10 protein-coding genes are annotated in these 12897 nt (G+C 41.6%); 2 read left to right on the top strand and 8 right to left on the bottom strand.

The annotated features are described in order from the left end of the window. Nucleotides 1–53: 53 nt before the first annotated feature. From lnt to ACUR5C_RS13430, 8 genes are all read right to left on the bottom strand, one after another. Nucleotides 54–1604, bottom strand: coding sequence for an apolipoprotein N-acyltransferase (gene lnt, locus ACUR5C_RS13395; protein ID WP_454465679.1), 1551 nt, complete (start codon nucleotides 1602–1604; stop codon nucleotides 54–56). 34 nt (nucleotides 1605–1638) lie between these two features. Next, on the bottom strand, nucleotides 1639–2502 hold the full coding sequence (locus tag ACUR5C_RS13400) for a CorC family transporter (RefSeq protein ID WP_454465680.1): 864 nt from the start codon (nucleotides 2500–2502) through the stop codon (nucleotides 1639–1641). A 160-nt stretch (nucleotides 2503–2662) separates the two neighbouring features. Continuing rightward, nucleotides 2663–5251, bottom strand: a complete 2589-nt coding sequence (locus ACUR5C_RS13405; protein ID WP_454465681.1) for a TonB-dependent receptor plug domain-containing protein — start codon at nucleotides 5249–5251, stop codon at nucleotides 2663–2665. A gap of 202 nt (nucleotides 5252–5453) precedes the next feature. Further along, nucleotides 5454–5927, bottom strand: a complete 474-nt coding sequence (gene ybeY / locus ACUR5C_RS13410; protein ID WP_454465682.1) for an rRNA maturation RNase YbeY — start codon at nucleotides 5925–5927, stop codon at nucleotides 5454–5456. A gap of 17 nt (nucleotides 5928–5944) precedes the next feature. Beyond that, complete coding sequence (locus tag ACUR5C_RS13415; protein WP_454465683.1) at nucleotides 5945–6961, bottom strand: PhoH family protein; 1017 nt, start codon at nucleotides 6959–6961, stop codon at nucleotides 5945–5947. 86 nt (nucleotides 6962–7047) lie between these two features. Beyond that, entirely contained in the window at nucleotides 7048–8373 is a 1326-nt protein-coding gene (gene miaB, locus ACUR5C_RS13420) for a tRNA (N6-isopentenyl adenosine(37)-C2)-methylthiotransferase MiaB (RefSeq protein ID WP_454465684.1), read from the bottom strand. A 323-nt stretch (nucleotides 8374–8696) separates the two neighbouring features. Further along, a complete protein-coding gene (locus tag ACUR5C_RS13425) occupies nucleotides 8697–8960 on the bottom strand; it encodes a hypothetical protein (protein ID WP_454465685.1) in 264 nt (87 codons plus the stop codon). A gap of 204 nt (nucleotides 8961–9164) precedes the next feature. After that, complete coding sequence (locus ACUR5C_RS13430) at nucleotides 9165–10676, bottom strand: S41 family peptidase (protein ID WP_454465686.1); 1512 nt, start codon at nucleotides 10674–10676, stop codon at nucleotides 9165–9167. A gap of 250 nt (nucleotides 10677–10926) precedes the next feature. Here ACUR5C_RS13430 and ribA point away from each other — a divergent pair, with 250 nt between their 5' ends. Together ribA and pepB are read left to right on the top strand one after the other, a co-directional pair. Continuing rightward, nucleotides 10927–11514, top strand: a complete 588-nt coding sequence (ribA, locus tag ACUR5C_RS13435) for a GTP cyclohydrolase II (RefSeq protein WP_454465687.1) — start codon at nucleotides 10927–10929, stop codon at nucleotides 11512–11514. A 72-nt stretch (nucleotides 11515–11586) separates the two neighbouring features. Further along, nucleotides 11587–12888, top strand: coding sequence for an aminopeptidase PepB (gene pepB / locus ACUR5C_RS13440; RefSeq protein WP_454465688.1), 1302 nt, complete (start codon nucleotides 11587–11589; stop codon nucleotides 12886–12888). Nucleotides 12889–12897 lie beyond the last annotated feature (9 nt).

The raw sequence follows: 12897 nt of genomic DNA on the forward strand, positions 1-12897 counted from the left end.
TCACCATGATGCCATGTTTAGCCGCTTAATTTGATTTATATTGCACTGCAAGATCAAGATTTTAAATCACTGCGAACTCGCGCAATGCTGAAAAAAATAGCGCTAAATATCAGCACAATAAGAATCGGCCAATATCCTAATTTGCGATAAAGCGTATCCCGCGATGCCAAGCTTATCGTTTTGCGTAAACTATTTTGTTGATACCTAGGCAAATAACGATGCAGCTCACCGCTAGCGTTAACAAATCCTGTAACACCGTCATTAGTTGCTCTTACCAGCGGAATACCTAGTTCTAAGGCTCGCATGCGTGCCATTTGCATATGTTGATATGGTCCCAATGAATCACCAAACCAAGCATCGTTGCTTACCGTGACGATTAATTGAGGTTTATTAAGCTCAACTTGAGAAAATAAATCATGCACTATCCACGGATAGACAATTTCATAACAAATAGCCGGAATAGCAGTAAAAGAGTCAAACTGCATGGGAGACTGTTTTTCAACCGCCGGTGAAAACCTCGACATAGGTAAATTTAAAAAGCGAATCGCACCACGCAACCAATCTTCTAAGGGAACATATTCACCAAAGGGAACTAACACTTGTTTATGATAGTTTTTGTTCTGGTTTCCTAGTGCTAGCAAGCTTACAAAACTTTTCTCAGTTGCCCCGTGATATTCGGGAATGCCTAAAATAATTTGGCTTTTATGCTGTTTCGCTTTAGCTTCTAAATCTTGCAAGATATCGGTAACTTGGTGGGCGTATGCAGGTATTGCGCCTTCAGGCCACACAATCAGATCAGCCCCCCAAAGCGATTCAGTTTCTTGGTATAAATCATTTACAATTTGCGTGAAGTGCCGTCTGTCCCACTTTATTTGCTGAGCAACATTAGGCTGCACAAGCCCAACGTCGAGAGACTCTTGTGTAAACTCTGGCGATGAAGCAAAGCGTTCAATTAAGTTGCTAGCTAAAATAAGAGCACACAGGCCAATGAATAGCTGCAGTCTTTGTCGAGTGAGACCAAACCTAATAATCCACACAACTAGACTACCTATTGCAACACCTAACCAACTAACGAAATACACACCACCTATAGTGGCTGCAGAGCTTAGCGGACTATCAATTAAGCTATATCCTAATAGCAACCACGGAAAACCATTAAAGAAAATAGCTTGTAAATATTCGCAAACCACCCACAACATTGGCGCTAAAATTATCCATAGATAAGCTGGCTGGGTTGCTGTGAAGCGTGCCAATAAATAACCGAAAAGGCCTTTAAAACAAGCAAGATATAAAACAAACACAATCGTTAGTGCGATAGCACCAATTACCGGCACATGTCCAAATTCATGTATGCTAACGTACACCCAGCTAGCACCCACACTAAACATGCCGACGCCCCAATAAAAAGCTATTTTATAAGCGCTTAAAACGGACTTAACTTGTAATGCAAGCAATAATAAAGTGATAGATGCTAACGCCGCTGGCCAAGCTTCAAACGGTGCAAATCCCAAGGGATAAAGCGCCCCAATTAAAGCCATACTAATTCGCGCCTGCCAACCGACTTGAAGTAGCCGTTGGCATCCCAAACACAAATGTTCAAACACGATAAATTTCCTTAGCGGTGTTATGTTTGGCTCACTAGCTTTCTTCTAGTCGTGAAGTAGCAAGTCGGGTCACTCTTAGCAGTTTTATTCGGCGCGTGTCTGCAGACACAATATCAAACTTTAAGTCATCAATTTTAATTGATTCGCCTCGTGCAGGCATATGGCCAAATGCTTGCATGAGAATACCGCCAATAGTGTCGTATTCATCATTTCTCATTTGGGTTTCAAAACATTGATTAAACTCTTCTATCGGAGTGCGTGATTTTACATTAAAGATTTTTTCTGAAATTTGGTGGATGTTATCGTCATCTTCATCAATATCAAATTCATCTTCTATTTCACCAACAATTTGCTCCAACACATCTTCAATGGTAATTAAACCAGCAACACCACCGTACTCATCAACCACAATCGCCATGTGGTTGCGATTGGCTCTAAACTCTTTTAAAAGTACATCTAAACGCTTGCTTTCTGGAATAATCACCGCCGGTCGCAAATAATCTTTCAGGGTAAATTTACAATCAGGATCGGCTTCGCGTTCACAAATGAAGTGTAAAAGATCTTTGGCTAAAATAATTCCTTCAATATCGTCACGATTATCGCCTATAACCGGAAAACGTGAATGCCTAGAGTCAACAATTGTCGGTAACATGGTTGCAAAATCCATACTCTCATCGATTACCGTCATTTCAGGTCGAGGGATCATAATATCGCGCGCCTGCAACTCGGATATATGCATTACGCCAACCATCATGGAAAGTAGCTCTGGATTAATCAGCGTGTTTTCTTCCGCTGTTTTTAGGATTTCTACAAGCTCGGTTCTATCTTGGGGTGTATCTTGAAAAATCTGGGTTAGTTTCTCGAACCAGTTTTTCGAGGGAGGTTTATCGTCACTCATACCTGTAATTTTACTCTCATTTAAAGGACACTGCTCAGTCTAACAAATGCGCCAGAAATCACAAAATATAAATATACTTATTATCGCTTTTTACTGCCAGTAAAAAAAATGCCATCCAGTTAACACTGAATGGCATTATCTACAACTAACGCTAGTAAGGTTAGAAGTTGTAGGTGGCTTTCACATAATAGTAGCCGCCGTTATAATCAAACGGTCCACTTTCATAGTAGATAGCACCTAAAACACCTAATGTGCCAGGTTTTAGTTTTTGCGCCTCTTGGTCAAACAAGTTATTTGCACCGCCAGAAACAGTGAACGAATCATTTATCACATAACTAACATCTAAATCTATGGTAAATGCCGAGTCTGCCATTTCAGATCCCCAGTCACTGGTGTCATCCGCATGAGTCGCATAATACTCACCAAAATAATTTAAGCGAGCAAACATGTTCAACTTATCCCAAGACTGAGCCATAGTAAAAGTCGCTCTATGCTGAGGCATACCTTCTTCTAAGCGTCTTACTTTACCTTCATTAGTGGTGTCTGGGTTGAAACTGTCAACTGTCGTTTCATTCCAGTTGTACGCCATACTTAACTTAGTATCTCCCTCAAACAGATTCATTGAATAGTTTGCAACTATATCAATACCTTGAGTAGTTGTATCAAAGTCATTAGCGTAATAAGTCACCGCAGATATCAGCTCAGGATTTGAAACCCCACGCGCCTCTAGTTCAGCGTAGTCAGCAGGATCTACAGAGATTTGGCTAGATTGTGCAATCCGATCACTTACTTCAATCGTGTAGTAATCTGCCGTCATAAAGAAGTCACCATCTTCATAAACAATACCGGTTGCAAAACTAACTGACTCTTCAGGAGTTAACTCTTGACCACCATAGAACGAAGCTAATGGATTAGTCGGTGGCGCGATAAATGTTTGGATTAGATTACCATTAACAATTGAGGTTTGAGTGTTCACCACGTTCGCCTGACCAACTGTTGGCGCTCTAAAACCAGTACTATGAGATGCACGGAGTGAAACGCTATCTGTCAATGTATATTGCGCGGTTAACTTATAATCTAAAGTATCACCAAAAGAAGAGAAATCTTCATAACGCAAAGCCGCTCCCATAAGTAAATCTTCAGTCATGTAAGCTTCTAAATCTAAGTATGCGCCGATATTGCGACGAGTACTTACACCTTGCGACTCAGGACCAAAACCTTTGAAGCCATGCGAGCCAATATTAAATCCTTGGTCAGCGTATGGACCAGCTTTCCAAGATGCTTCTTCACCCGACACAATCTCAAAGCTTTCTTCACGCCACTCGATACCAGTAGCAACATTAATCATATCTGCCCAAGAAACATCAAACTCTCTCACAATATCAAAGTTAAACGTTTTCTCTAACTGGATATAAGCACCCGTATCAAAGTCAGACGGCGTGTCTAATCCCAACGAAGGATTTAAAGTGTTTTTAAGATTAAATCTTGCTTCATTGCGCCCTACAGAACCGCTTAAGTCGTAGCCCCAATCTTTCAAGAACCCAGACTCGATATCGCCCTTAACACCCATAGTCATAGAGGCATCAGTTACGTTTCCACCAAACTGAGGTGTATAACCACCGGCGTAGCCAGGTACCATATTCATAGAAAAACAGTTAGGATCTGCGGCCATCGCTTGGTATTCAGGTGTTAGCAACACATTATCAACATTAGCAGGCACGTTTGAAGGCTGACCAGCACCATTTGACCATGAACAGCTTGCAGTGCCAGTAGTAGCAAGACCAACATCACCTACAAGGAGTGTTGCGCCATCATCAATAGAGTAAACATTTCCACGGTTATGCGGGTTTCTGTAGTAAAAGCCACCGGTTACATCTCTTTCTGAGTAGTTACCAAAAAGATAGGCTTCACTATTATTGCCTAAGTCTAAGCCAATATTAGCAAACAGAGTAATATCATCTTTTATTTCAGGATTACCCCAAATTTGAGCAGGGTTTTTAATTTCAGTGTTTCCGGCATCAAACAAAGCTTGTGCATCTGGACGCTGAACACTGCGGCTAGTGGCATCTGCATTTTTCAATTGAAAACTGAAGTTGGCGAAGCCTCTATCAGTTAAAGGTAAACCAATATTACCGTCAACTATTGTTGAAGTGCCGTCTCCCTCGTAGTATTGGCCTTGTTTAACCGAAAGCGAACCACCATCGGCATTATCTTTTAACACAAAGTTCATTACCCCTGCGATGGCATCCGAACCATATTGGGCTGCTGCGCCGTCACGAAGTACTTCTACTTGTTTTAACGCTACACTCGGGATAACTGAAATATCGGGACCTTGCGCGCCGTCATTAACACCGCCACCTTGGAAAGCAATTACTGCGGCTCTATGGCGACGCTTACCATTAACTAAAATTAACGTACTATCAGAAGGCAAGCCACGCAAATTAACCGGGCGAATCAGAGTAGCCGCATCACTAATTGGTTGAGCGCGAACATTGAAAGAAGGTACTGAACTTGCAAGCATATCTAAAGTATCAATAGAACCGGTTTTAGATATTTCTTCTGCAGAAATTACATCAACAGGAACAGGAGAGTCACCTACAGAGCGAGGTGCCGCACGCGAACCTACAATGACAACGACTTGAGAAGTTGCCTCTTCTTCCGATGCCGCCTCTTCTGCGTAGAGCGCTTGCGAGCCAAGAACTAGGCCCATTGCAAGACACAAGCTAGATTTTTTGAAGTTGTTAGCCATATTTTTTATCCTTTATTATTAATAATAAATTTTATTTTCTCGGATACTTCAAAATTCGCGAGATACCCTGTTATAAACAGAATGCCTTAAAATGTAAACACTGATATAAAAATTAATTACGAGCGAGTAGGCAGAAATGCGGCGCAAAGCACGCCGAAAAATCCCTGCTGCGCCGCATCAAAATTAAATTGACGGAATTTTTTTATGAAAAATAAGGATTGGAAATAGCAAACTCTTTAAGAATAGAAGCTTCAAGCGCTTCCATTTCTTCTGCTTCGGCATCATCTAAGTGATCAAAGCCAAGCAAGTGTAAACAGCCATGAACGACCATGTGCGCCCAGTGGTGAATAACAGTTTTTTGTTGCGCTAAAGCTTCCGCCGCTATCACTGTGGGGCAAATGACAATATCGCCAAGCAAATCACTTTCAATCGGCTCTGGCACCTCAAAAGGGAAAGTTAGAACGTTAGTGGTTTTATTTTTTCCTCGATACTCGTGATTGAGCTGAATCATTTCTTGGGGATCGACAAACCGAACCGTGAGCTCTGCGGTTTGCTGTTGGTAGCCGGCTAGTAATAGTGCTCGCTGAATCCACATCTCTACTTGAGAAGCACTGGGTAGCACAATATCATCCGAATGATTTTGCAATGCGTTTTGTAAATCTAATATGACTTTCATACAACAAGCGTTACCGGTTAGTCTAATTCTTTTTTAGCAAGCGGAGGCGCAGCTCGATTTTCTCGGTCACTGCCATCATTATTTTCAATTTTTTCATACGCTTTAACTATGCGCTGCACAACAGGATGGCGCACCACATCTGCGGCCTGAAAAAATGAAAACTTAACACCGGCAACATTATCTAAAATATCAATCGCTTGTCTTAATCCCGAAGTTTTGCCACGTGGCAAATCAACCTGAGTAATATCGCCAGTAATAACCGCTCTAGAGTTAAAGCCAATTCGGGTCAAAAACATTTTCATTTGTTCAACCGTCGTGTTTTGGCTTTCATCCATAATAATAAACGCCTCATTTAAAGTGCGTCCGCGCATATAAGCCAAAGGGGCAATTTCAATGACATTTTTTTCAATTAACTTAGCCACCTTTTCAAAGCCTAACATTTCATATAATGCGTCGTATAAAGGTCGTAAATAAGGATCTACTTTCTGGTTAAGATCTCCGGGCAAAAAGCCTAACTTCTCTCCCGCCTCAACAGCCGGCCTTGTAAGCAAAATGCGCCGAACCTCTTGGCGTTCTAACGCATCTACCGCCGCGGCAACCGCCAGGTAAGTTTTACCTGTACCGGCTGGGCCAATTCCAAAAGTGACATCGCTAGCAATAATGTTTTCTACATATCGTTTTTGATTTAAACCTCGCGGTCTAATTTGGCCACGCTTGGTAGAGATGACAATATCGTCTTTATTACGCTGTTTATTTTCTTGTGCTAAAGCTTGGCAGCCAGATTGAACAATCACATGCAATAGTTCATTGGTTAATTGATGATTTTCAGCAACTTCTCTGTGCATGGCTTCCATAACATCAGAGACGGCCGATAAGTGTTCTGGTTCACCAATAATTTTGTAAACGTTTGCTCGATTATTAATTTCGACCCCAAAACGCTTTTCTATTAAACGCAAATTCTCATCTAAATGGCCGTTGATTAACGCAAGTTCTTGATTATTTTCTAGCTCGAGGATTATTTCTATAGCAGCCATAGGATCTCTTTAGCAAAGGCGAGTATCAATATTTTTAAGCGGATAACAAAACCAATAGGCCAGAAACTCAGTCTGGCCTACTGACATTAGTTGACTAAAGTTGCTCGCATAGAATTAGGCAACACTTCTGTAATCATCACATCAACAAACTGACCAATCATTTGTGGCTGACCGTCGAAGTTAACGATTCGGTTGTTTTCAGTTCTACCTGACAATTGCATCGGATCTTTTTTCGATGGGCCTTCAACTAAAATGCGCTGTTTAGTATGTAACATTCTGCGTGCATGATTTTGCGCCTGCTGATTAAGACGCTGCTGAAGTAATGCAAGGCGCTCTTTTTTAACCGGCATTGGCGTATCATCGACAATATCTGACGCTGGCGTGCCGGGCCTAGCGCTATATATAAAGCTAAAGCTCATATCAAAATCAATTTCAGCAATTAGGTCCATTGTGTCTTGAAAGTCTTTATCCGTCTCACCAGGAAACCCAATGATAAAATCAGACGACATACTTAAATTTGGACGAATCTTTTTTAACTTTCTAATTTTCGACTTATATTCTAAAACGGTATGTCCACGCTTCATCATATTTAATATTCGGTCGGCCCCACTTTGAACAGGTAAATGCAAGTGACTAACTAACTCGGGAACTCTTGCATAAACATCAATCAAACTCTGTGAAAACTCAACTGGGTGCGATGTTGTAAATCGAATTCTGTCGATCCCTTCAATCGCTGCAACCAACTCAATAAGCTCGGCCAAGTCAGCTTCTCGCCCATCATGAGTTTGACCTCGATAAGCGTTTACGTTTTGACCTAAAAGGTTGACTTCTCTTACGCCTTTTTCTGCTAGCCCAACAATTTCAGCGATTACATCGTCAAAGGGCCGGCTGACTTCTTCGCCGCGAGTATAAGGTACAACGCAAAAAGAGCAGTACTTGCTGCAGCCTTCCATAATAGAAACAAAAGCAGTCACGCCTTCAACTTGTTGTTCTGGTAATACGTCAAACTTTTCAATCTCTGGAAAAGAAATATCGACAACAGGAGACTTATCTGCACGAACCTCATTAATCATTGCTGGTAAGCGATGCAAAGTTTGAGGACCAAAAACCATATCGACATAGGGTGCTCGGCGCCTGATTTCTTTACCTTCTTGGCTCGCGACACAACCGCCAACCGCAATTAAAAGATCCGGCTTATCTTTTTTAAAATTTTTCCACTGACCAAGTTGAGAAAAAACTTTCTCTTGTGCTTTTTCACGAATAGAACATGTATTTAGGACTAAAACATCAGCTTCCGTAGCTTCTGTAGTCATTTCCAAGTCATGAGTTTTATTCAACAAGTCCGCCATGCGAGACGAGTCATACTCGTTCATTTGGCATCCCCAGGTTTTTATAAATAGCTTTTTGGTCATAAATTTACTTCTATATTAAAACGAGCAATTTCACCTGTATTATAAGTGTTTGGTTTAATTGACAACTTCACTAAGCAATCCAAATAACCCGGTTTACACAGAGAGGCAGCAACACTCTAAATAGGCGATAAATTTAGGGCGCGAATTATACCACCGGTTAAAAGGTAAACACCAGATTTTGGCAGAATAAAGCCTATTAATATGCGCTAGCAATGCGAGTTTTACTTAATTCCCGAAAAATACGGTAAGAAGGGTAATTATTTAGAAATTTTTAATTGAATGCGTTGGCCTGCAAGCAGGCAAATGCTTACTAACCGCTAGGATTAAACAGGACGCAGACGAGTTAAGCCATCGTCATCATCATCAGAGGATTTAGATTGCGCTCTCGTTGCGGCCTCTTCTAAATTCCAGGTTTTCAACTGTTTGCGGGTTTTAGTAGCGGCTTTATCTAAAGCGCGGCTATTTAACTCAGAAAAGCCTTTAATAAGAATAGCTAGCTGTTTTTTTTCTCTGTCATCGGTAAAAGGCACTTCATTAATCTCAAGCAGCAGCTCTCTCAGCTGCGCACTGACCCAATTGGCTTTCATTGTTTTGCCCTCCCGACGCAACAGGCTTTACTATTAAACCGACTAATCACTTCAGTCAAAAGCTGGAATAAATGCTTCATTCAGCTTTTACCTACAGTCGCAACCGGCTCAAAGTTATAAGTTAGATTAAAATTAGCTTCTATCTTATTGATAGTATAAACCTATTTCCAGAAATAGTTCTAATTTTAACCAACAATTATTATTTTACTGTAATTCTGCTTGGAGTAACGCCGCTGCAATTAACGGATCGCTACGCTTGGCTATATCTTGTGGACTTCTTGCTATGATTTGCTTGGGAATATTAAATTTCATGCTCGAAAATGCTTCACTATCATCTTCTAGCACAAAGCGGGTAGTCGGAAGGGTTAATTTTAATTGTGTGTGGGGCAAGGTTTGCTCCACCGGATAGGCAAACTGCACTCGACTATCACTACCTGCTTGCTCTCCAATAGTGTGAGCTAAACCATATCGATTGACATTGGCAACTAAGAAACTACATGCGGAATAACAAAATCCGTTGGTTAATACCCAGAAATTTAAACTTTTCTGTTGATATCTAGGCACCACCGGCTCTAAATCGAGGTTGATTAAACTGCCTTGCTGCGACCAATGGATGGCGTGTTGCAATTGATCAGTCCACTCTAGCGGCAACCATTGCAGCCCCCAGCTGTATTTACTCATTCGACGCTGCTTGGTCGCAGTTCGATGCATTGATCGCAAGTACTCACTTACCTTCAATGAACCATGAGAAGCCCAGTCGATGGGTTTATCCGTCATACGGGACAATAAATTAGTGAGGTTATGAGACAACCCGCCATGGTTATAACGTAAGTCAATGATCAAACTTTTAGTGCCTTGAGCGTGCATTTGGGCAAAATGTTTGTCTAAAAAACGATCAAATACTTCCGGTTCTTCGTTAAAATCATTAAGCCATATCAAGGATGTTGAAGGCGTAAGCTCGGTGTACCCATAATAAGACTGAATCGTTTTGGGCTGTGTTTTTTTCGCCTGAACTAAGCCGCTTAACGCCCGAGTATAAGTTTGATCTTCGTATTCATACTCTACTGAGTACACCGGTTGCGAGTAACCCAAAGTGGCCAGCAACCAAGCAAAGTTCAACTGCACCTGCCGAGTTTGACCCGTTTCAGTCTCTTTCGGGGTCATGTTTCGCATTTGCTGAACTAACGACTCAGTTGCAACCTGGTTGATTTTAAGTAAGCGCGCCCCCGGAGGAATCAAAGGGTTAGGCGACAAGTCGGCAGTCACAAAAACACCTTCTTGCAATAAAACCACCGCCAATGGAAAAAGCCTTTCCTGACGATGTGAAACATAGCCAAACTGGTCTCGACTAATTGATAAGTAGCTATGCACATCTTTTAAACTGGCAATTAAAGGCGCTACTCGGCGATAAAATTCAGCCCTTTTCATCGGTCGATTAATGCCTTGCAGCACCTGAACGTAATCAGTTTCAAATTTAGCTCGGTCAACTCTAACAAAAGGCTCTGGGTGGATTTGCTGGATAGACTCTTTAATTAACTTTAGCTCTTCTTGTAGTAAGTGATGACTAACTAAAGTGTCAGCACTAATGGGGATAGCTTGGGTTTGGTTCGATGAATCTTCAGGTGTGGTTTTTTCTGGCATTAAACTACAGCCGCTAAGTGCGATAAATAAAAGCCCCCCAATAACCCGAATAATTTGCATAAATACTTGTAACAAAAGCCTATTTTAACCATCCATTTTACTTGTCACGAGTGGAAAAGAAAGTAATTTAAACGCTGTTTTCTGTAAATCTTGCTATCCAAAAGGAGAAAAACCCGTAAAGTGACAAGCAAAAATAGTTTTTTGTTACTTAACTGGCTGAATTAATCCATGTTAATCAAACCAAAGTTAAGCTAAAATGGCTTTAAATTTAGGCGATTAGACTCAACTTCATCAATACTTAACCTCACTATTAAAGTAGTAAGCTATGCCCAAAACAAATATTATTCAAGCCAAGCTACCCACTAAATGGGGAAATTTTACTATCCATGTGCTTGAAGAAACCGCTGACAATAAAGAACATGCCGCTTTTTCTATGGGCGACATTAGCACCGCAGAACCTATTCTAATGCGGGTTCACTCCGAATGTTTAACCGGTGATGCTTTTGCCTCTTTACGCTGTGATTGCGGACCTCAATTAGAGGCGGCCATGCAAAAAATAGCCGAACATGGGCGCGGGCTAATCATTTACTTACGCCAAGAAGGCCGCGGAATTGGGCTGGTCAATAAAATAAAAGCCTATGCTTTACAAGACCAAGGCCAAGATACTGTTGAAGCGAATTTAAACTTAGGCTTTAAAGCAGACCAAAGGACTTTTGAAGCAGCAGCTGACATTTTAAGTGCATTAAATATCAATCAAGTTAAATTAATGACGAATAATCCACGCAAAGTTGCCGCGCTGCAAGCAGCTAATATTAATGTAATTGAAAGAGTCCCTTTAAAATTTGGGCGAAACCCACATAATGAAGACTACCTTTCAACTAAGCATGGCAAACTCGGTCATTTGCTTGACTAATTTATCTCAGCGGCCAATTTAATGAGTTTGCTGATAATAATTTTTAATTAAGAATAATAAGGAACCGACAGAATGAATAATGCCTTTCAAGTATTGCTATCTACCGCAAAAGTGAATGAGCTGTGGGGAGAAAGTTCTGCATTGTCCTTTAATGAGACAGGCGCCACAATACATGTCACTAGCTTAACCGACTCTGCTCCTTGCTTAGATAAAGTTCAGCAAAGTGCTAGAAAAATAGCCAAACTAAAAGTACCAGCGATTGACCTAACGGGCGATTGGCCTTTAGAAGCCCAGTGGCATTTTTGGCAAGGTCTATCTTCGCCAAAATCAATGCCAGAAATTCAATTTGCGCCACTGCCCGCAGAACAAGAAAAACAATTAAAAGACCGTATCAAAATTTATACTTGGGTAAAAAATCTGATTAACCAAACCCCAGAAGTTCTTTCGCCGCTTAACTTAGCCACCCAAACGGGTGAGTTTTTAAGCCAATTAGCCGCAGACGAAATTAGCTATAAAATAATTAGCGGAGAAGAGTTAAACGAATTAGGTTATGTGGGCATTTATGAAGTCGGTAGAGGCAGTGTTCGCCCACCCGCACTACTTGAGCTAGATTTTTGCCCACAAAATTGCTCAGAAAATGCGCCAATAGCTGCTTTAGTCGGTAAAGGAATAACTTTTGACAGCGGTGGCTATAGCATGAAATCGAGTCTTGGCATGCTCAACATGAAGTCTGACATGGGCGGTGCAGCGACTGTTGCGGGCGCTTTAGGACTCGCGATTTTAGGCGGACTAAATAAGCGGGTAAAACTTTACTTGTGTTGTGCTGAAAATTTAGTCAGCGGACATGCGTACAAGCTCTCAGATATTTTAAAATACCGCAACGGTACTAGTGTTGAGGTAGTTAATACCGACGCTGAAGGTCGACTCGTACTTGCTGACGGATTAATTGATGCTTCGCAAAGTGGTGCAGAATACATCATTGACGCGGCAACACTGACTGGAGCAGCCGTGGTCGCTGTTGGTCAATCCTACAACGCCGTATTTAGTTTAGATAACGCTTTAGCCGATAAGTACATAGCCACTGCCGAAACAGAGCTAGATCCTGCATGGCGCTTACCGCTAACGCTTCAGCACAAAGATAATTGCCCTTCAGCCTACGCTGATACAGCAAACAGTAAACCTGTTCCTGGTGGAGGCGCGGGTGGCGCATCTAATGCGGCAGGCTTTTTGTCTCGCTTTTTAAGCAACCCTGAAAGTGGTTGGCTACACCTTGACTTAGCCGCTTGCTATCGCGACTCAGAAGATTCAATGTGGTCTGCTGGTGCAACTGGACGTGGCGTTCGCAGTATTGCAGAGCTATTAAAGCAACTATAAAAACAAGCC

It is taken from the genome of Aliikangiella aequoris (assembly GCF_053709105.1).

Coding starts and splice junctions, on each gene's coding strand:
- ACUR5C_RS13400 (WP_454465680.1), bottom strand. CDS start 2,502: ATGAGTGACGATAAACCTCCCTCGAAAAACTGGTTCGAGAAACTAACC.
- ACUR5C_RS13405 (WP_454465681.1), bottom strand. CDS start 5,251: ATGGCTAACAACTTCAAAAAATCTAGCTTGTGTCTTGCAATGGGCCTA.
- ybeY (WP_454465682.1), bottom strand. CDS start 5,927: ATGAAAGTCATATTAGATTTACAAAACGCATTGCAAAATCATTCGGAT.
- ACUR5C_RS13415 (WP_454465683.1), bottom strand. CDS start 6,961: ATGGCTGCTATAGAAATAATCCTCGAGCTAGAAAATAATCAAGAACTT.
- miaB (WP_454465684.1), bottom strand. CDS start 8,373: ATGACCAAAAAGCTATTTATAAAAACCTGGGGATGCCAAATGAACGAG.
- ACUR5C_RS13425 (WP_454465685.1), bottom strand. CDS start 8,960: ATGAAAGCCAATTGGGTCAGTGCGCAGCTGAGAGAGCTGCTGCTTGAG.
- ribA (WP_454465687.1), top strand. CDS start 10,927: ATGCCCAAAACAAATATTATTCAAGCCAAGCTACCCACTAAATGGGGA.
- pepB (WP_454465688.1), top strand. CDS start 11,587: ATGAATAATGCCTTTCAAGTATTGCTATCTACCGCAAAAGTGAATGAG.